This is a genomic window from Exiguobacterium sp. s143, assembly GCF_018618895.1.
Classification (GTDB): domain Bacteria; phylum Bacillota; class Bacilli; order Exiguobacteriales; family Exiguobacteriaceae; genus Exiguobacterium_A; species Exiguobacterium_A abrahamii.
Map to the genome: position 1 here is coordinate 387,833 of NZ_JACSMX010000001.1, position 16,641 is coordinate 404,473.

The window sequence follows — 16,641 nt, forward strand, 5'->3', positions numbered from 1 at the left end:
TAGAAGATATTAATTTATAGGGGGCGTTAGGATGTTCGGCAAAGAACCGACATGTATGCATTGCGGCAAAACGATTGAAGGAAATGAAAAAGTCTACATCCAGATGCGCTATCCGAAACATCGCGGGATGACGGAAGTCAAAGCATACCTAAAAAGCGAAGGACGTTTCATTTGTGAGCAATGTTTCGCTGAAAAGACAGAGTCAAAGGGGTAAGCACTTATGAACCTGAAAGAGAGTACGATTTTAGTTACAGGAATGACCGGAACGCTTGGTTCTCGTGTTGCGCGACGTTTTCTAAAAGAAGCGCGTGAAGTGCGAGGTTTGTATCGCTCTCAGGAACAAGCGGATCAATACGCTTTCAAAGGTGTCCACGCAGTCATCGGTGAACTCGGTGATCCGAATTCGCTTCTTACAACACTTCAAGGCGTCGATCTGTTGATTCACTGTGCTGCCTATCTCGGAGATGATCCCGATTTAGCACAGGAAGCAAATGTTACAGGTGTACAACATCTCGCGGATGCTGCGACAAAAGCTCGTGTCAAGCGCATCGTTCACATCTCGACGACTTCCGTGTACGGCGAAGTCGTGAGTGGACATTTTACGGAAACGTCACCGCTCTTACCGTCCGAGCACGTCTATATCCATACAAAACAGGAATCCGAACGCCTGTTACAGGAATATACACCCGATTCCGATTTAATCATCTTACGTCCAGGATCAATTTGTGCCGAGGAGCAGTCCTATTGGGGGGATCGTCAAGTCGAGCGGATGAAGGAGGCGGATGTGATTACCTGGGTGCACCCGGACGATGTCGTCCCGTGGGTCCATACGGATAATCTAGTCGAAATGATCGTCCTTGCCGCAACGAATGCGCATAATGGGGATATCTTCAATGCGATCGATGCGAATCTACCTGAGACGGATTTTCGGATGAAGTTGATCACAGCAAGTGACAAGCCGTACCAAATACCGAAGCGTGCAGCGGAACACGCGACATTTGCGAATGACCGAATCAAGCAACTTGGTTATATTCCGATTCGTACTCCTGAATCAACTATTGAACAGTTGGTCAAATCGTTTTAATAACGAAGAGGCATCGAATCGAGTGATTCGGTGCCTCTTTTTACGCTTATCTTACCGACATCCACTTGATCCAGCGATTCCGGTCGTGCGCTCGTAATTCTTCTATCGTTAAAAGGACTTGCTTCGTTCCAAGTACTCGTTCCGCCTCAGGGATTCCACTTTTCCCAAGTGAGCGATTGAGATTAAAATTCAGCCAGTCGAGCTTTCCTTGAACACTGCTATCGATGACGTGCGTCCAGTCGACATCAGACAAACGTTGGTTTGTCGCGTAACCGTCAAGAAATGCGTTAAATCGAACGCGGTCAAACGTATTGTTTTTCAGCTTCGACCAATAACAGGCTGTCTCGAACACGTCGACGGCTCGATGGATCAGACCCGCAGACTCCCAGTCAATCAGGACTGGACCCGTTGGTGTCCAGAGGACGTTTTTTGGATCGAGATCACGATGACTGACGATCCAGTCTACTGGCAGTTGTTTCTGTGCTTTCTGTGCTAATCTTTCAATTCGTTGCAAATGTTCCTGCTCTTCCATGAATAGCTGCAGCCACTTTCCTTGCTGCCGTTTTCCTTCTTCTAAATGACCGTTCCAATCGATTGAAGTACTTGAGGTATCCGGCTTTATAAAGCCAGTCGTCGCTATAGAAAGACCGTGCAATCGTCCTAATTGAACTCCGATTTGTCGTGCATGTGCCGATCGAAGCTGGTCGGTTGATAACGTCTTGCCATCGATCCAGTCAAACAAAAGGTAATCCGAGCCGTCAATCGTCTGTACCGCTTGATCGTTGATGCGACGTGCTGGTAATGCTGCTAAGCGAAATGACGCTTGCATGGCGACATCTTCTGACATTTTAAAATTTTTTCGCGCTTCAGTCCGTTGCATGATGTCGGGATTCAATCGTTTTAAGACGTAAGATCCAGTCGTCGTCTGTAATCGCCATGTCTCATGCATGAGTCCGCCAGTCAATCGTACAGGTTCGCTAATCATTTGCCCTATTGTAAAACGTTCACAAATCAAATTCATCGTTTGTTGCATCATATTCTCCATTTCGTTCGTTCCGACCGATCCATGAAATGCTACACTAGTTTTGCATGATTTCATTGAACACGAAGGAAGGTTTTAGTATGAAACAAATTCATCACATCTGCATTCAGACGACGGACTATGCTGCGTCTAAACAATTTTATGAACAACTTGGATTCTCCCTCGTTCAAGAGTCACCTGGTTTTCACGACCGCGCCTTTAACAGCTGGTTACGACTCGGTGATTTCTATATCGAATTGCAAACACCCAAATCGGGTCAATCGTTCACCGATTACACGAAACAAGCAGCGGGTCCCGTCCATTTCGCACTTTACGTTGACGACTTGCAAGAAGAAGTAGCACGCCTCGAACGACTCGGGATGCCTTTCCTACCGAAACACGGCGGAAACATCTACTTCGTCGTCGATGGTCATCTCAGCAAATTAAAAGCACCAGAAGGAACAATCATCGAATTACGGGATACGTTTGCGATCTCTTAATTTCGATTCAACCGCCCATAATAAGGCGGTTTTTATATTGTCCAAACCAGTACTTCGTGTTACTATATAGTAGTAGTCATTAATACTAAGTAGCTGATTTATTAAGTATCGAGGTGAATAATTTGGAAAATATCACAGAATTGCTCAAAGGTATTCTTGAAGGATGTGTACTTGAGATCATTAGCCGCGGTGAAACTTATGGTTATGAAATCACTCAACAGTTACGTCAACTCGGATTCTCAGATGTCGTGGAAGGTACAGTTTATACGATCACGATGCGCTTAGAAAAACAGCAACTCGTCCATATTGAAAAAAAAGCATCAACAATGGGACCTCCTCGAAAATTTTATACGCTAAACGAAGCAGGACACGATCGTTTACGTATCTTTTGGGAAAAATGGGCGTTCGTATCTGACAAAATGCAAGAACTGCAGCAGTTAAAACAAGAAGGGAGTACGAGATGATGAGAATATTCGAGCGGATCACCGGTAGTATGGAAGCTAAACGAGAATGGCGGTCGATGGAGAAGCGGGCTAAATCTCTTCCTCCTCGCTACTATGAGGCTTATCAAGCGATTCAACGCTATTTAAATGTCACGGGTGGACTAACGAGTTGGCAAAGTAGTCATCGTGTACTGACCGTCGTCCTCGAGTTGATGGAACAAGCCGCCTTCGAGCAAAAACCAGTGACAGATTTCACTGGAGAGGATGTTGCTGCGTTTTGTGATGAGTTAGTGAAGGACGAGCAGTCTTGGCAAACATCGTACCGTCATAAATTGAATGAAACCATTCGTCAGAATTCATGAAGATGCAAAAAGTAAAGGGATGTATCCGCCACATCCCTTTTTTTATTCATCAAATCCGTCGATTGACAAACCATAATGCGATTGGAAAGAACAAGATTTGTCCTCCTAATGCAAGTAATAAAGCAAATTGAATGTCTTGAATGACCGACAGATTAACGAGTACCAAAATCAAGTAAAGATAACCGATACTAATTAAATAGGCGATATGTCCACTACGTATTTTGACCTCGTTTTGCCGCTCATCATACGGTTCGTCCGGTGAGAAACTCACCGCTGTGATGCGTGAGGCAATACCTGCTAAAATCAGGACGATACCAAGCATTTTCATTTCTGGGATCTCCATCGTCATGTATATCCCTATTCCAATTAACGCAAGATCCAACAATATATTTAATCGCTTCATTCTATTCCCTCCTCGTTCGTTCGATTCGGTGTAAAGATGTCTTCGATTCGCCGTTCAAACAGATCAGCTAGTGAAAACACGAGGTCGAGTGACGGATTATACCGCTCTTTTTCGATGGAAATGACCGTCTGACGCGACACGTTCAATCGTTTTGCCAGTTCGCCTTGCGACCAACCTCGTTCTTCGCGCATCTCCTTGACCTTATTTTTCATGATCCCACCTCAAGCTTCCACTATATGTAAATAACACACTACTTGTCAAGTTTCCTTTACACCCTCTTCATACGCTCCCACATGATATACCGATCGTCTCTCACGACCTGAATCAATCCCGCTTTTTCGAGTACTCGGATTGATGCTTGATTCGTCGACTCCGTCTTCGCAAGTACCCCTGTCACTTCCGTTTGTTCAAACGCCCATTCAATCAATGCTTGAACTGCTTCCGTCGCAAACCCTTGATTGAGATACGCTGGTAACAGACCATAACCGATTTCGACCGCTTGTCGTATGTCCGGCTTCCCCTTGAATCCGATATCCCCGATTACTTGACCATCCTTTGTCATGACGAGCCAGCTGCCCCAGTATAGCAGCGAGGGATCTGACGCGAGTAACGTCAAGTGATACTGAACTTCCGGTCCGTTATCGTAGTGCTGTTGTTGTAAACGTGTCACGTCATTCGCTGTACATGGATGAAGCGTCAATCGCTTTGTTTGAAGGGTTATCATTACTTTGTCTCCTTTTTTAGGTTTGCCACCACTGTTGTAGGTGACGTTGGATATACCAACAAGCAATAAAAAAGCTCGTTGCACCGAGTATACTGTAAAAAATAGGAATGCCTAAGCGAATCAATCCATATAAGACGGCAAGCAATAAGAACGTCGCTGGTAATCCGAGTAACACACTCTTTAAGAATGTACTCAGTTCTGCCCGTTCACTTCCCTGTTTAACGAGCCAGGCAAAGCTAATCAGACTGACGACGGGCAATGCAGACAACACGCCTCCCAGTGACGGTGAACGCCGGGCGACTTCCGTGACGAGACCGATGACCAGTGCGCTCGACAGCACCTTAACGAGAAAAGCAGTCATCTGCCGCCTCCCGCAACAATCGAAACGCCTGTTCAATCGCCTGTTGATCTGTTTTTGACATCGTAGCAAAGACTTGATTCAACCGTTCAGGATCGAGTTCCGTATGACGACGAACGATTGTATCCCCCAAGTCTGTCAAACCAATCGTCACTTGGCGTTGGTCTTCTGGATTTCGTTTTTTTTCAATATAGCCTAATCCCTCCAACTTTTTGACGTGCTCGGACGTCGTATTATGTGAGAGGCGAAATGCCTCGGCAATCTGCTTGATCGTCGGATTCGTCGCAAATTGAATGTATTGCAGGATGCGGACGCTTTGGTGAGACAGGTTTTCTTCGAACCGTGGATGTAGTTGATAATAAATTTTTGCAAAATCAGCTGAAATCATGATGCTCCCCCTTATATCGTATAATCCGAATATATCGTAAATTACGACATATAACCAGAGAAAGAGGTGTGTTTCATGAAAAAAGTGTTAGCTACTTTCGTATTGGTCATTCTTTTTCTCAGTGGATGCTTAGCGGAGACGACGATGACAACGACGGACCTCATCGCGGCAGAAGCCATTGAACAAGATCAAGACGTCATCCGCTTGAACGATCGCGTGTATCGACTAGATCAGGTCGTAACCGTCTCCGATCTCTCCTTGACTCCTGGTCCACGTGTTCAAAAAATAACATCCGAAAAGACGCTCGAGGACGGCATGGCAACTCATCTTAAGAGCGGTACGGTCATCTATCAAGAAAAAGATGATACGATGTTTATATATGTGCAGCGAAACAAGAAGTGGTATCGCTATCAATCCATTCCTGAAGGATGAGGAGGAAGACAGATGCAGTATCCTACGACATTGGGCACGAAAAATGGCTACATCCACAATCCGACTTCCGCTGAAGCGATTCCTGTCCGTTATCGTGCAGTGATTCAGGACGTCGTCGCCTATGTACAAACCTTATCCGCGTTTCATGGCGTGTACTTGTATGGCAGCGTCGCCAAAGGAACGGCGCGTCCCTTTGAATCCGACCTCGATTTTACACTGATTTTGACCGAACCGTTGACGGAAGAAGAACACATGCAGTTAGATGAACGGACAGAAGACTGGTTGAAGGACTATCCATTCGTCACCAAAATCGATTATGACATCGGTCTGCTTGGCGACGTCATACGGGATGACGAAGCACTTCGTTGGGGCGTCTGGTTGACATCCGTCAACTTGTTTTTGGCAGGCGAAAATCTCCAATGTCGATTTCCATCCCTTCGTCCGACACGCCCTCTTGGCTTCGCGTTAAACAATGGAGTATGTGAGCAGTTGAAAACGGATTTATTTCTCTTAGAAACCGGTCAGGTCGCTCTGCTTCATTCCGATTCGATCGTGAAACGGATTGTTCGGAGTGCCTATCACCTTATTCTAGAAGATGATCAAAGCTTCGTGCATGACCTAGAGACACTCCGCCCGATCCTGCTTCATTATTTTCCTGACGAACCGCGCTTTTTGTCACTGTTCGCCGCTTACGATACAGACCAAATCGTATCGCTAGAGGATGTCCATTACTTTGTAGACTGGTTCATGTCTCGAATGCCGGACGAATCAATCCTTTAATTGAAACAAACCGGTCCACAGTCCAGCATGACCAAATAATGCCTCTGGATTGTCGACGGGTTTCATTTCCGTTAGTTCGATGACGTCGAATGCATCGAATATGGAGAGTAATCGCTCTTTCGTATAGCCGAGTCCGCCTTGGAGACTATTTTCTTGATAGACTTCCCAGTCCGTCAACGTCGCCCCACCAAGCGGACCACCCGCAACAAAACACGTTAATCCGAAGTATCCTCCTGGGCGCAACATCTCCTTCAGTCGCGTCACATAAGTCATACGTCGATGTGGCGCCATATGATGAAAACAGCCGGAATCGTAAATGAAATCATATGTATTCTGTTCGGTCGTCTCTAGAAAATCTTGCTTTCGAAACGCAACATGTGCCCCAGTCTGCTGCGCTTGTTCTGTTGCCCAGTCTAACGCGGTTGCTGAAAGATCCAGTCCCGTCACCGAGAAACCGTGTGTTGCGAGATAAATCGCATTTCGACCCGGTCCTGTTCCGAGATCTAACGCATCACCAGGCGAGAGCCAGCCCTCTTCGACGTAGCGAACTAAGTTCTCGTCCGGAATATTCTTAAAAAACGGGATCGGTTTCGTCCGATCTTCATAAAACTTGTCCCAAAACGGTTCTGGTTCACGCAATCGCGCATCAAGCATCTTTAAAATATCCTCCATCGTATCAATCGTCTGTGTTTCTGTCATTGATCAGTTCCCCCTCTTTTCTTCTATAATATTGTATTCGTGTTCAACCTCTTATTTTCCTGTATTTCTCGGATGAAAATGCGCTATTTTTCTTACCTTACGATATTGTTAGTATGTTCTCGTAATCTCCCATGCTACACTAGCTTTTAATTGAAACAACCATTCAAAAGGGAGATATCTTGCATGCGTCAACATCCGACTTCCACTTCCACCTTAGCAACGGATGAGAAGATCATCCGCTTGATTCAAGGTCTTCATCAAATGCACCATTCACCTATGAAAGCTACCCATTATCAAAAGTTAGCAGCTCAACTTCCTTATCCTTCTCTTGAAGAGATCAATGCCCGATTCGGTTCGTGGGCACACCTGTTAGAACGAGCTGGAATCGTCAAGACTTCCCATTTATCGACGAAAGAACGCATGACGTTGAACCGTCCCGCCGCGGTTAAGCGAACGAAACGGTGGTCGATCGAAGAGAGCGTCGCCTTTTATGTCGCACAAAAAGGAACGAACATGACGATTCGCTCCTACACAGAATTACGAGATTTACACCCAGAGATGCTAAGCGCAAATACGATCATTCGTCGTTTCGGCACGTGGAAAAATGCCTTAGCGCACTTCGACCTCACCTCGAACGGCTTCTTCACCGATCAAGACTGCTTAGACGCTCTTCAACAAGCTGCTGCCACACATGGACCGCTTCTGACGAGTCAGCAATATGCCAAGTGGGCGCGTGCGCACCAAGCACCTTCACTGACATTGTTGATTGAACGCTTCTCCAGTTGGCGCGAAGCCTTACGTCGGCTCGACAGCGAATAAAAAGGATCGTGCCCGCTGATTGATTCGACGGGACACGATCCTTTTTGATTATTGTTTTGGCAATCGTAAGAGCTCATGATCCGCTCCTTCAGCGCATTGACGTAACGTATAGGTTGCCTTCTGCTTCACGATCGTCTTGTCGAGTTGTCGACAGACTTCGTTTTTACGATCATCGTCTGTCGTACCGAACTGATCACGCGATGAATCGGACGTATAGTGATACGACTTGCCATCATACTTGACGTCATACAACACCGGGTCGCCTTCAGTCGTAAACGCCGTGATGCGAATCTGATCCGATTCCCCTTGCTTCGACTTCTTCAAAAAGGACTCGAATCGGTCGCTGTTCGTAACATCCTTCTGGACGATGATGTCGCCATTCTCCTTCGCCTCTTCCATCGTATATTTTCCGCAACCGGCTAAACAAAGCAGACATACTATAAGACTGAGCTTCCGCATCCCTCACCGACTCCTTCTCACTGTTTCACTAATAGACGATCGAGGCGATACAGTTGCGACGTAAAGCCTTCCTTCATCCCCATACCGAGCACTTCTTGCACGGCTGCTTCTGTCTCATAGGTCGACTCGAAGACGATCAACGTCGTCTCCCCGTGATCCAGGAATGTCGTGACATTCTCGCTTCCTGGTAAATGTTCTGAGATCGCCCCTGACGCGTCCGAGAAATAATCGGCATGACTATACGTGTTCGGAGCATCGATGTGTCTGAAAATCGCTTTCCCCCACGACTCCATGCCGTAAAAGTCACCTTGCGCCGGATCAACACAGCGCATGCAATAATGCCATACACCACCCGGTTGAAACTCAAACGTCTTGATCATCGTCTCCCAGCCTTCCGGTCCCCACCACGCTTCGAGTTGCTCTTTTTCTGTGAATGCAGCAAAGACACTATCTCGAGGAGCCTCACATGTCCATTCCATTCGTAAAGTCTTCCCCTCAATCGAGGTCTTCAATTCCTTTTTCATTCGTCCCGTCTCCCTTCACGTTCGACTGAATCTGCTTCAAATGTGCGTCTAGACGATGCATGCGGGCTTCCATTTGTGCAAGCGAGTTGCTCCACATGACGAGCTCTCGAAACGTTTCTGGGCGAAGGCTATACAAGCGACGATTCGCCTGCCGTTCGACAGTGATTAGTTCCGCGTCAAGCAACAGCTTTAAATGCTTCGAGGTTTGCGGTTGGCGTAAGTGTAGTTGTTCAGCTAACTCATTGACGGAGCGAGGACCATTTCGTAACGCTTCGATGAGTTGAATCCGTGTCGCGTCTCCGAGAGCTGAGAATCGTATTGGTATCCGATCATTCATATCCGTTCACCTCTTTATTTTATATATTCCCAATTTAGAATATTCCAAACTAAGAATATAAAAAATGCAAAATGATTGTCAGATGCGTTCAAATGGCGTAAGTTCTAAACAACCTGTATGAAAAGAGCGTGAACCAATGAAGACCGAATGGATGGAAGCATTCCTCGTCACCGCGGAGACCGGTAGCCTGACGAAAGCAAGCGAAGTACTGCATATGACGCAACCGGCGTTAAGTAAACAAATCAAAAGTCTTGAGAGTGCACTCGAAGTCTCGTTGTTACACCGTTCGGCACATGGTGTCACGTTGACTACAGCTGGCGAAATCGTCTTTGAAGAGAGTCGCGAACTGCTTGACCGGATCGATCAGATGAAACGACGGATCGGTACGATTGACGAACGGACGACGTTGACACTCGGATCATGGCCAAGCGTCGCTATGACGTATCTCCCGCGTCACGTCTCGCGTCAAGCGACGGCCCCGGATCTCAAATTGAAGACGGCGCATACGACGATAGATTTGATGCAAGGTCTTGAAGAACGGCGATACGATGCTGTCTTACTCGACGATCGTCACCATGTCCATCCGTATCATACGACGCATTTGTATACGGAGAACTTTTTGCTTTATGTGCATCAAGACGATGAACGATTTATAGGCTGTACGTCTGTGGCGTTTGAGCAAATTCGTGACGCCTCTTTCTTATCGCTTCCGATCGATTGTGATTCGACGAACATCCTAAAGGACGCGTTCATCGAGCGAGGTGCCGTCTACCAAGCAGAAAACGAGATGGAATTCGGTTCAAGCGTCCTCGGTTTCATCCGTGCAGGGCTCGGTATTGCCCTGTTGCCGGAGATTTTCCAAGACGGACTATCCCCAGAAATCAAGACGTTACCGGTCGACGGGTTTGATGTCGTCCGTGAATTGTCACTCGTCTCACGGGACGCCTCTCATCATGCGATTCTGCTTGATTTACTTGGTCAGTCGCGCTGAAGGTGCACTTGTAGTTCATGCCTCAGCCCATCGACTTGATCTTGTGAAATCGCCGAATCCGGTGTGTCACCGTACCGGACGAGATGGTAGATCGATGGATCAAGCGTGACATCAATCCGTTGTAACCATTCGCCGACCGTCTCTTCGGAGCGGCGGCGTTTTTGTCGTGTCAGTTGCCGATCGAACGTTTGTAACAGACGGCGAATCTCTGACTCTGATTCTTCACCAACAAGTGTTTGTCGTGTCGAACGATTTGGGGAAAACACCGGCGGCGGATCCATTAAATCGTCGATTACATTCTCTCGTTTGCGTCGTTTTCGCAAACGCTTCAAGAAATATCGCACACTGAAGATGACAATCAGTAGTATGATAAGACCGACGACGCCATAAAAGGTAGCAACACCTAAGGCATCCTTATCCGCAAATCCCCCGCTTTGGATGTCCATTTTTTGCTTGGTCGGTTTTCCTTCTTCTTTCCCGCCTCCATCAAACATAAATCGGGCTTGATAGGTTGCCGGATCATAAAAGAAATAACGATAGACTTCGGTACCGACTAGTTGAATAGCAGCAAGGCTCACGAGTGCTATACATAATGTCACAACTAAACCACGCTTCATCTCATCCCTCCTTTTCAATATTTTACCATCTCTACTTTACTATGGAGTGATTTTTCTTTCTTTTCAGTCAATTTTTCATTAGAGTAAGTGGTGACTCTCAATAAAAGGACGTGACATCATGTATCTTCCAAGTTTTTCGTTAACCGATCAGACATTTCTTATCACTGGAGCTGGACGAGGCATCGGACGCGCGCTCGCCATCGGGATGGCAGAAGCCGGTGCTAACATCATTCTCGTCGCCCGGACGGAACGGGATTTGAAGGAGACGGCACAAGAAATCGAACGACTCGGTCGAACGGCTTACATCTTCCCGTGCGACATCACTGACCGGAAACAAGTCGTCGAGACGGTAGCTCGTGTCTACGAACAAGTAACGCAGATTGATGGGCTCGTCAACAACGCTGGAATGAACATTCGCTCGAAGGCACTCGATGTGACGGAAGACGAGTGGGAAACGATCCAACAGACGAATCTGAAATCCGCCTTCTTCTTTGCTCAAGAAATTGGTAAACGGATGCAGGAGACAGGTGGAAGCATTCTGAACATCGCCTCGGTTGCTGGTCACGTCGCCTTACGGACCGGTGTCGTGTATGCGACGACGAAAGCGGCAATGATTCAGATGACGAAAGTACTGGCGCTTGAATGGGGACCACAAAATATTCGTGTCAATGCGATCGGACCGTGGTATTTTAAGACACCATTAACGGAACCATTACTGAAAGATCCTACATACTTGCAGGACATCGTTGACGTGACACCGCTCGGTCGGGTCGGTGAATTAGAAGAACTGGTTGGACCAGCTGTCTTCTTATCGTCTGCTGCAGCCCGTTACGTGACCGGACAAACGCTTTATGTCGATGGTGGGATGACGATTAAAGGTTTTTAAAGACAGAAGAAGACGGATGCGCATCTGCCCATCCGTCTTCTCTATCTGAAAGGAGTTTCATCATGTCAAAACGGATTGCACTCGTCGCTGGCGCCTCCCGTGGTGCCGGACGTGGCATCGCTTATGCCTTGGGTGACGCTGGAACGATTGTCTACGTCACGGGACGGAGTACGAATGAACAGACAACGGACAACCGTAGAGAGACGATCGAAGAGACAGCTGCTGGTGTCACAGCACGCGGCGGACTTGGCATTCCCGTCGTTTGTGACCATACGAATCAAATGGACATCGATCGTCTGATTCAGCAGATTCAGCACCAACATGGTCGAATCGATCTCCTCGTCAACTGCGTGTTCGGTGGTTCGGAAAGCCACTTGCCGTCTGGAACCGGACGACGGTTTTGGGAGCGACCACCGGAACATTGGGACGCGATGATGTCTGCCGGACCAAAAGCGTATTTGTGGACGATTCGGGCTGCGATGCCATTGCTACAACAAAGTCCAGCTGCGCTCGTCATCAATTTGACGTCATTCACTCCAAATCAGATGGCGGGAAACCTCTATTATGATTTGGCGATGCAAACGATTAATCGGATGACGCACGTCATGGCGCAGGAGTTAGCTCAGACGACCATCTCCGTTATCGCGCTCTGCCCCGGTTTCATGCGGACGGAACGGGTTGTCGATGCCGGTTTCGCGAGTGCCGCGACTGAATCGACGACCTATATCGGACGAGCCGTTACAGCGCTGATGGCGGATGACGATGTTAGCCGTTATTCTGGACAAGCCGTCTTCGTTGCCGATCTCGCGAAGACCTATCACTTTACGGATCAGGACGGGACGCAGCCACTACCGTTTTGAGCTATACCGTTTGAGGAGCGTGAACTATGTGTCCTGAAGATAATCAATTGATTTCGATCGCTCTATCACGATTTGGGATTTCATATGATTCTGCTCTAGATCATTCAATCTCTTTATCGACTTTCGGAATTCATGGTGACAAACATTATCGAATAATCTGTAATAGTAACGCTTATTCTTTACGCCTTCTTGCGGATGATCGATATAGTTCTGAGACAGAACTTGCCTCTGCATCTGATTTGAATCAGCAATTATACGCAACTGATAGGATACGTGCACACGGACTCCCCTTCATGAAACGCGTTCAACCGACAACTGACTCAAATACATTTTCATTGATTCGGGATGATGCTGGTCAAGCATGGCGCTGTGTCCTCTTTGATTGGATAGACGTCACACATATTACTGCACAAACTAAATCATCAGCGTCAAAAATGGGTGCGTTGCTCAGGCAGCTACATGATATACCGGTCGATTCACAATTTTCTTTTCCGGTCGTTGACCATACCGTCGCCTACCAAAAATGGCATCATGATCTATCAAAGGTGGGTACTGTCATCACCTCAATAGACCAACAAAGGTTAGGTAACTATCTCGATCTCGTCCAGTTCCATATCTATCAGGCACAACGCAGATTGAAGAACGATGTGCTACCTGTATTATCAACAGACCTCAATGCACTAAATATATTATGGAAGAACAATCATATCGTCGGAATCGTTGATCATGAGCATATCGGTTACTCTGATCGTATACAAGACCTCGCATGGATCCTTAAATGGTACGCACGTAATGAAGGGATTCATTCTTTTAGCGTGTCCCCTGAACTAGCGCAAACGATTTTAGAAAACTATGACATGAATATTTTTGATCACGATGATTTTGTTCGACTTAAATCGTTACTCTGGCTTTCGGGTTGTTTCAATTTTCATTTCGTTCGACAAACATTTAATCTTTTATCTGATTCTATCGTTTCAAACGAGGAATTGAGCAATCACCTAGAACGTTACCGTCAAAGAGGAAAAGCTCTCCTCTCACTACTAGCTAGTTGATCAATCGAAGGACCATGTCACTTCCGTTCCGGTCGTGCTGGATCAAAGACCTCTTTCGCATCAAAGAATGGATCGAGGACGCTCGTCTTTCCAGCAACGGCTTGACGTAAACGAATCCCATCAACGTTGATTCGAGCTTGGCGGAAGTAGTCGGGTCCAACTTGTTTCCACGCATGTTGACTCGCATCAACATTGAAGAAATAACGGAAACCGCTATCGATGAGCAAACGATATTTCTCACCCGAATACTCATGCCAATCCCCGACATCACTGCCATATGGATAAATCAGTTGCGTCGTTTTTCCGATCAGCGGGGCAACGTCCTGTTTGTAGCGTTTAAGATCCGCACGAATCGTCGCGACTGATTCTTTTCCGACCCAAATATGTCCGTACGTATGACTCGCGAACTGCCAGCCGTCCTCTTTTAATGCGATGGCGGTCTGTTTCGCTTGTTTTCGTGCCGTTTCGACCTTTTTATTGTGTCCATATTGATTGTAGGAGGAACGATACCCGAGCACCCCGTTATAACCTGTGATACCGAGCAACCCTTTTGCTCCTTTATAGGAAAAGTCAGGATGCGACTGGACGAACGCATCGACGATTGGTACGAGATCATAGGCACCATCCGGCTTTCCAACCATTGCGTTGACGATTTTGCCGTCCTTCACTTTTAAATTTTTCGCAAATCCATCGCCTTTCATGTATTCGTAATAATTGACATCATCTTGCGAGAGCACGAGCGGGTGTTTTCCTTTTGGTAAACGGACAGGTGTTTCAACGATCTTCCCGTTCATCTCTTTTGCTAAGTCTGTTGGTCGGACGAGTACGTAATCGTTTTTATACAACGCATCTAAAATCCGTTCGAATTCCTGTTGCGTCACCATGTAATCATCGTACCCCGCTTCCTTCCGGTCGCCGTCAAATGCTTGTTTTGGATCAGCAATCAATGAATGGAAGAAGAGATGCGGCACAGGTTTTTTCACAGGCAGGAGCGCCTGCTTTTTCTGTTCATATTCTTCCGTTTTCTGTTTCGTCTCTTTTGTGCGCACGGGTTTTAACACTTTAATCGCCCGGTCATAATCGTACTGGGCAGCGTAACGATCCGCACGCTGCAGTGTCTTTTCTATGTATGCTTGTTGCGAAGCTTGTCTTTTTTGCTGTGTCTCGCGTGGTTTGTCCGACTTTTTATCAACGACTTCTTTTTCCCCACATCCACTTAGCAGTAGGCTCAGCGTCACACCGCCAATGATCCAGTTCCGTTTCATTTCTTTCGACCCCTTTATCAATTTTGACATTTTGATTCCCCATATATTGTAACTGTTCCCGATTATTCAGTCGATTAACTATTTTGTTGAGCTATTCCGTTTCGTTATGACGGTCCATCCAAAGCGGAACTTCCGCTTCTTCTTCTTGAGGTGTTTAATAGGGAGCGTAACGAAATTCACGGAGGTGCAACAAGATGATTGAAAAGAACTTAATTAATGGTGAATGGTACGATACGACAGAAACGATTCCGGTCTACGACCCAGCAACGAAAGAACTGCTCGGACATGTTCCTGCAAGTTCAGCGGAAGACGCACAACGTTCCGTTGACGCAGCGAGCGAAGCATTCGTCAAGTGGTCAAATGAAACAGCAGACACACGCGCGAATTTAGTCGATGCCTGGTATCGCTTGATCAACGAACACCGTGAGGAACTCGCTCGGATCATGACGACAGAACAAGGAAAACCGTACGTCGAAGCACTCGGTGAAGTCGATTACGGCAATCAATACGTCCGTTGGTACGCTGAAGAAGCACGCCGGATTTACGGTGAAACGATTCCGGCTTCTGTTCCAGGAAAACGACTCTTCGTCGAAAAAGAACCAGTCGGTGTCGTCGCAGCGATCACACCATGGAACTTCCCGGCAGCGATGATCACACGTAAACTTGCACCGGCTCTTGCAGCGGGTTGTACGATTGTCCTTAAACCATCGGAAGAAACACCGTTTACGGCACTTCGTCTCGTTGAATTAGCAGAAGAAGCAGGTATCCCTAAAGGTGTCATCAACGTCCTAACAGGTGACGCGGCAACAATCAGTGGCGTCTGGCAAGCCGATTCTCGCGTCCGGAAGATCACGTTCACAGGTTCAACAGCCGTCGGGAAGTTGATCATGCGTCAAGCAGCCGATACGATGAAAAAACTATCACTTGAACTCGGTGGTCACGCACCCTTCATCGTCACGGAAAATGCGGATCTCGATAAAGCCGTCGAAGGCGCGATGCGCTCTAAATTCCGAAATGGTGGACAAGCGTGTGTCGCGACGAACCGCTTCTACGTGCAAGCGTCTGTTCTTGACGCATTCACGGAAAAATTCACAGCAGCCGTCAAACAACTGCAAGTCGGTAACGGGATGGACGCTGACTCGACAGTTGGTCCATTGATCAATGCGAAAGCCGTCGCAAAAGTCAAAGCACACATCGATGACGCTGTCGCAAAAGGTGCAACGATCCTGACTGGTGGTACGATTGACGAATCTGTCGGCTACTTCGTCACTCCAACCGTGCTTGCGAATGTCACAGAAGACATGCTTTGCATGCAGGAAGAGACGTTTGGTCCGCTCGCACCGATCTCTGTCTTTGAGACACTTGATGAAGTCATCGAACGGGCGAACAACACGCCATACGGACTAGCGGCTTACGCGTTCTCTGAACGCATCGATGAAGCATTGATGCTCGGAAAACGACTCGAATACGGGATCGTCGGTCTGAACGATGGTGCGCCATCTGCAGCACAAGCCCCATTTGGTGGCTATAAAGAGAGTGGTCTTGGCCGTGAAGGTGGCGTCTACGGCATCGAAGATTATCTCGAAGTCAAATACTTGTCGCTCGGTTAATCAATTAAACATTTCGTTTGAAACGAA

The 16,641-nt window shown here is 47.1% G+C and carries 25 protein-coding genes; 13 read left to right on the forward strand and 12 right to left on the reverse strand.

Annotated elements, in window-relative coordinates; translation table 11 throughout:
• The first annotated feature begins 31 nt into the window (after positions 1 to 31).
• Positions 32 to 214 (forward strand): hypothetical protein, encoded by a 183-nt coding sequence (locus KNQ03_RS02275; protein ID WP_023468458.1) that lies wholly within the window; start codon positions 32 to 34, stop codon positions 212 to 214.
• Positions 215 to 220: 6 nt separating this feature from the next.
• A complete protein-coding gene (locus tag KNQ03_RS02280; RefSeq protein WP_214723377.1) occupies positions 221 to 1,084 on the forward strand; it encodes an NAD-dependent epimerase/dehydratase family protein in 864 nt (287 codons plus the stop codon).
• 46 nt (positions 1,085 to 1,130) lie between these two features.
• Here KNQ03_RS02280 and KNQ03_RS02285 read toward each other — a convergent pair whose 3' ends face one another.
• Complete coding sequence (locus tag KNQ03_RS02285; RefSeq protein WP_214723379.1) at positions 1,131 to 2,120, reverse strand: phosphotransferase; 990 nt, start codon at positions 2,118 to 2,120, stop codon at positions 1,131 to 1,133.
• 86 nt (positions 2,121 to 2,206) lie between these two features.
• On the opposite strand from KNQ03_RS02285, the gene KNQ03_RS02290 reads away from it, so the two are divergent.
• From KNQ03_RS02290 to KNQ03_RS02300, 3 genes are all read left to right on the forward strand, one after another.
• Complete coding sequence (locus tag KNQ03_RS02290) at positions 2,207 to 2,605, forward strand: VOC family protein (RefSeq protein WP_214723381.1); 399 nt, start codon at positions 2,207 to 2,209, stop codon at positions 2,603 to 2,605.
• Between the two features lie 122 nt (positions 2,606 to 2,727).
• Positions 2,728 to 3,069, forward strand: a complete 342-nt coding sequence (locus tag KNQ03_RS02295) for a PadR family transcriptional regulator (protein WP_023468462.1) — start codon at positions 2,728 to 2,730, stop codon at positions 3,067 to 3,069.
• Positions 3,066 to 3,410 (forward strand): DUF1048 domain-containing protein, encoded by a 345-nt coding sequence (locus KNQ03_RS02300; RefSeq protein WP_326933877.1) that lies wholly within the window; start codon positions 3,066 to 3,068, stop codon positions 3,408 to 3,410. Before KNQ03_RS02295 ends, KNQ03_RS02300 begins: the two co-directional genes overlap by 4 nt.
• A 49-nt stretch (positions 3,411 to 3,459) precedes the next feature.
• On the opposite strand, the gene KNQ03_RS02305 is transcribed toward KNQ03_RS02300, so the two are convergent.
• The 5 genes from KNQ03_RS02305 to KNQ03_RS02325 are packed head-to-tail and all read right to left on the reverse strand — an operon-like array spanning position 3,460 to position 5,283.
• Positions 3,460 to 3,813: a hypothetical protein gene (locus KNQ03_RS02305; protein WP_214723383.1), complete on the reverse strand. Its 354-nt coding sequence runs from the start codon at positions 3,811 to 3,813 to the stop codon at positions 3,460 to 3,462.
• The gene (locus KNQ03_RS02310) at positions 3,810 to 4,025 is read right to left on the reverse strand and encodes a helix-turn-helix transcriptional regulator (protein WP_214723385.1); all 216 of its coding nucleotides are present in this window, start codon (positions 4,023 to 4,025) and stop codon (positions 3,810 to 3,812) included. Before KNQ03_RS02310 ends, KNQ03_RS02305 begins: the two co-directional genes overlap by 4 nt.
• Positions 4,026 to 4,081: 56 nt before the next feature.
• Positions 4,082 to 4,537 (reverse strand): GNAT family N-acetyltransferase, encoded by a 456-nt coding sequence (locus KNQ03_RS02315; RefSeq protein WP_251140228.1) that lies wholly within the window; start codon positions 4,535 to 4,537, stop codon positions 4,082 to 4,084.
• A 16-nt stretch (positions 4,538 to 4,553) separates the two neighbouring features.
• Positions 4,554 to 4,898, reverse strand: a complete 345-nt coding sequence (locus KNQ03_RS02320; protein ID WP_244290034.1) for a DUF3147 family protein — start codon at positions 4,896 to 4,898, stop codon at positions 4,554 to 4,556.
• Positions 4,879 to 5,283, reverse strand: coding sequence for a MarR family winged helix-turn-helix transcriptional regulator (locus KNQ03_RS02325; RefSeq protein WP_214723387.1), 405 nt, complete (start codon positions 5,281 to 5,283; stop codon positions 4,879 to 4,881). The genes KNQ03_RS02320 and KNQ03_RS02325 overlap by 20 nt, the downstream gene beginning before the upstream one ends.
• Before the next feature lie 75 nt (positions 5,284 to 5,358).
• Here KNQ03_RS02325 and KNQ03_RS02330 point away from each other — a divergent pair, with 75 nt between their 5' ends.
• Both KNQ03_RS02330 and KNQ03_RS02335 read left to right on the forward strand, forming a co-directional pair.
• Positions 5,359 to 5,715 (forward strand): hypothetical protein, encoded by a 357-nt coding sequence (locus KNQ03_RS02330; protein ID WP_214723389.1) that lies wholly within the window; start codon positions 5,359 to 5,361, stop codon positions 5,713 to 5,715.
• 12 nt (positions 5,716 to 5,727) lie between these two features.
• Positions 5,728 to 6,495, forward strand: a complete 768-nt coding sequence (locus KNQ03_RS02335) for a nucleotidyltransferase domain-containing protein (protein WP_214723391.1) — start codon at positions 5,728 to 5,730, stop codon at positions 6,493 to 6,495.
• Here the strand turns inward: KNQ03_RS02335 and KNQ03_RS02340 are convergent.
• Entirely contained in the window at positions 6,484 to 7,194 is a 711-nt protein-coding gene (locus KNQ03_RS02340; protein WP_214723393.1) for a class I SAM-dependent methyltransferase, read from the reverse strand. The two genes, KNQ03_RS02335 and KNQ03_RS02340, sit on opposite strands and share 12 nt — an antisense overlap.
• A gap of 183 nt (positions 7,195 to 7,377) precedes the next feature.
• Here KNQ03_RS02340 and KNQ03_RS02345 point away from each other — a divergent pair, with 183 nt between their 5' ends.
• On the forward strand, positions 7,378 to 8,013 hold the full coding sequence (locus KNQ03_RS02345) for a homing endonuclease associated repeat-containing protein (protein ID WP_023468471.1): 636 nt from the start codon (positions 7,378 to 7,380) through the stop codon (positions 8,011 to 8,013).
• 48 nt (positions 8,014 to 8,061) lie between these two features.
• Here the strand turns inward: KNQ03_RS02345 and KNQ03_RS02350 are convergent, their stop codons facing one another.
• Genes KNQ03_RS02350 through KNQ03_RS02360 form a run of 3 tightly spaced genes read right to left on the reverse strand, consistent with a single transcriptional unit; the run spans position 8,062 to position 9,333 of the window.
• Positions 8,062 to 8,472, reverse strand: a complete 411-nt coding sequence (locus KNQ03_RS02350; RefSeq protein WP_214723395.1) for a DUF4362 domain-containing protein — start codon at positions 8,470 to 8,472, stop codon at positions 8,062 to 8,064.
• 17 nt (positions 8,473 to 8,489) lie between these two features.
• Complete coding sequence (locus KNQ03_RS02355) at positions 8,490 to 8,951, reverse strand: SRPBCC family protein (RefSeq protein WP_251140229.1); 462 nt, start codon at positions 8,949 to 8,951, stop codon at positions 8,490 to 8,492.
• Positions 8,952 to 8,967: 16 nt separating this feature from the next.
• Positions 8,968 to 9,333, reverse strand: coding sequence for an ArsR/SmtB family transcription factor (locus KNQ03_RS02360; RefSeq protein WP_055968349.1), 366 nt, complete (start codon positions 9,331 to 9,333; stop codon positions 8,968 to 8,970).
• A 136-nt stretch (positions 9,334 to 9,469) separates the two neighbouring features.
• Here KNQ03_RS02360 and KNQ03_RS02365 point away from each other — a divergent pair, with 136 nt between their 5' ends.
• Positions 9,470 to 10,324, forward strand: coding sequence for a LysR family transcriptional regulator (locus KNQ03_RS02365; protein WP_133207403.1), 855 nt, complete (start codon positions 9,470 to 9,472; stop codon positions 10,322 to 10,324).
• Here KNQ03_RS02365 and KNQ03_RS02370 read toward each other — a convergent pair.
• Positions 10,312 to 10,941 carry a hypothetical protein gene (locus KNQ03_RS02370; RefSeq protein ID WP_149427502.1) on the reverse strand — a complete coding sequence of 210 codons (630 nt, stop codon included), beginning with the start codon at positions 10,939 to 10,941 and terminating at the stop codon, positions 10,312 to 10,314. The two genes, KNQ03_RS02365 and KNQ03_RS02370, sit on opposite strands and share 13 nt — an antisense overlap.
• A 118-nt stretch (positions 10,942 to 11,059) precedes the next feature.
• On the opposite strand from KNQ03_RS02370, the gene KNQ03_RS02375 reads away from it, so the two are divergent.
• The 3 genes from KNQ03_RS02375 (at position 11,060) to KNQ03_RS02385 (ending at position 13,739) form a co-directional block, all read left to right on the forward strand.
• Positions 11,060 to 11,827: an SDR family NAD(P)-dependent oxidoreductase gene (locus tag KNQ03_RS02375; RefSeq protein WP_214723399.1), complete on the forward strand. Its 768-nt coding sequence runs from the start codon at positions 11,060 to 11,062 to the stop codon at positions 11,825 to 11,827.
• A 62-nt stretch (positions 11,828 to 11,889) separates the two neighbouring features.
• Positions 11,890 to 12,687 carry an SDR family NAD(P)-dependent oxidoreductase gene (locus KNQ03_RS02380; protein WP_214723401.1) on the forward strand — a complete coding sequence of 266 codons (798 nt, stop codon included), beginning with the start codon at positions 11,890 to 11,892 and terminating at the stop codon, positions 12,685 to 12,687.
• 26 nt (positions 12,688 to 12,713) lie between these two features.
• Positions 12,714 to 13,739 carry a phosphotransferase gene (locus KNQ03_RS02385; RefSeq protein ID WP_214723403.1) on the forward strand — a complete coding sequence of 342 codons (1,026 nt, stop codon included), beginning with the start codon at positions 12,714 to 12,716 and terminating at the stop codon, positions 13,737 to 13,739.
• A 17-nt stretch (positions 13,740 to 13,756) separates the two neighbouring features.
• Here the strand turns inward: KNQ03_RS02385 and KNQ03_RS02390 are convergent, their stop codons facing one another.
• Positions 13,757 to 15,004: a polysaccharide deacetylase family protein gene (locus KNQ03_RS02390; protein ID WP_214723405.1), complete on the reverse strand. Its 1,248-nt coding sequence runs from the start codon at positions 15,002 to 15,004 to the stop codon at positions 13,757 to 13,759.
• A gap of 194 nt (positions 15,005 to 15,198) precedes the next feature.
• Between KNQ03_RS02390 and KNQ03_RS02395 the strand changes: the two genes are divergently transcribed.
• A complete protein-coding gene (locus tag KNQ03_RS02395; protein ID WP_029341858.1) occupies positions 15,199 to 16,614 on the forward strand; it encodes an NAD-dependent succinate-semialdehyde dehydrogenase in 1,416 nt (471 codons plus the stop codon).
• The last annotated feature ends 27 nt before the right edge of the window (positions 16,615 to 16,641 follow it).

What these genes read in the sequence shown, in the direction of transcription:
- KNQ03_RS02275 (WP_023468458.1), top strand. Translation starts at nt 32, where the DNA reads ATGTTCGGCAAAGAACCGACATGTATGCATTGCGGCAAAACGATTGAA.
- KNQ03_RS02280 (WP_214723377.1), top strand. Translation starts at nt 221, where the DNA reads ATGAACCTGAAAGAGAGTACGATTTTAGTTACAGGAATGACCGGAACG.
- KNQ03_RS02285 (WP_214723379.1), bottom strand. Translation starts at nt 2,120, where the DNA reads ATGATGCAACAAACGATGAATTTGATTTGTGAACGTTTTACAATAGGG.
- KNQ03_RS02290 (WP_214723381.1), top strand. Translation starts at nt 2,207, where the DNA reads ATGAAACAAATTCATCACATCTGCATTCAGACGACGGACTATGCTGCG.
- KNQ03_RS02300 (WP_326933877.1), top strand. Translation starts at nt 3,066, where the DNA reads ATGATGAGAATATTCGAGCGGATCACCGGTAGTATGGAAGCTAAACGA.
- KNQ03_RS02305 (WP_214723383.1), bottom strand. Translation starts at nt 3,813, where the DNA reads ATGAAGCGATTAAATATATTGTTGGATCTTGCGTTAATTGGAATAGGG.
- KNQ03_RS02310 (WP_214723385.1), bottom strand. Translation starts at nt 4,025, where the DNA reads ATGAAAAATAAGGTCAAGGAGATGCGCGAAGAACGAGGTTGGTCGCAA.
- KNQ03_RS02315 (WP_251140228.1), bottom strand. Translation starts at nt 4,537, where the DNA reads ATGATAACCCTTCAAACAAAGCGATTGACGCTTCATCCATGTACAGCG.
- KNQ03_RS02320 (WP_244290034.1), bottom strand. Translation starts at nt 4,898, where the DNA reads ATGACTGCTTTTCTCGTTAAGGTGCTGTCGAGCGCACTGGTCATCGGT.
- KNQ03_RS02325 (WP_214723387.1), bottom strand. Translation starts at nt 5,283, where the DNA reads ATGATTTCAGCTGATTTTGCAAAAATTTATTATCAACTACATCCACGG.
- KNQ03_RS02330 (WP_214723389.1), top strand. Translation starts at nt 5,359, where the DNA reads ATGAAAAAAGTGTTAGCTACTTTCGTATTGGTCATTCTTTTTCTCAGT.
- KNQ03_RS02335 (WP_214723391.1), top strand. Translation starts at nt 5,728, where the DNA reads ATGCAGTATCCTACGACATTGGGCACGAAAAATGGCTACATCCACAAT.
- KNQ03_RS02340 (WP_214723393.1), bottom strand. Translation starts at nt 7,194, where the DNA reads ATGACAGAAACACAGACGATTGATACGATGGAGGATATTTTAAAGATG.
- KNQ03_RS02345 (WP_023468471.1), top strand. Translation starts at nt 7,378, where the DNA reads ATGCGTCAACATCCGACTTCCACTTCCACCTTAGCAACGGATGAGAAG.
- KNQ03_RS02350 (WP_214723395.1), bottom strand. Translation starts at nt 8,472, where the DNA reads ATGCGGAAGCTCAGTCTTATAGTATGTCTGCTTTGTTTAGCCGGTTGC.
- KNQ03_RS02355 (WP_251140229.1), bottom strand. Translation starts at nt 8,951, where the DNA reads ATGGAATGGACATGTGAGGCTCCTCGAGATAGTGTCTTTGCTGCATTC.
- KNQ03_RS02360 (WP_055968349.1), bottom strand. Translation starts at nt 9,333, where the DNA reads ATGAATGATCGGATACCAATACGATTCTCAGCTCTCGGAGACGCGACA.
- KNQ03_RS02365 (WP_133207403.1), top strand. Translation starts at nt 9,470, where the DNA reads ATGAAGACCGAATGGATGGAAGCATTCCTCGTCACCGCGGAGACCGGT.
- KNQ03_RS02370 (WP_149427502.1), bottom strand. Translation starts at nt 10,941, where the DNA reads ATGAAGCGTGGTTTAGTTGTGACATTATGTATAGCACTCGTGAGCCTT.
- KNQ03_RS02375 (WP_214723399.1), top strand. Translation starts at nt 11,060, where the DNA reads ATGTATCTTCCAAGTTTTTCGTTAACCGATCAGACATTTCTTATCACT.
- KNQ03_RS02380 (WP_214723401.1), top strand. Translation starts at nt 11,890, where the DNA reads ATGTCAAAACGGATTGCACTCGTCGCTGGCGCCTCCCGTGGTGCCGGA.
- KNQ03_RS02385 (WP_214723403.1), top strand. Translation starts at nt 12,714, where the DNA reads ATGTGTCCTGAAGATAATCAATTGATTTCGATCGCTCTATCACGATTT.
- KNQ03_RS02390 (WP_214723405.1), bottom strand. Translation starts at nt 15,004, where the DNA reads ATGAAACGGAACTGGATCATTGGCGGTGTGACGCTGAGCCTACTGCTA.
- KNQ03_RS02395 (WP_029341858.1), top strand. Translation starts at nt 15,199, where the DNA reads ATGATTGAAAAGAACTTAATTAATGGTGAATGGTACGATACGACAGAA.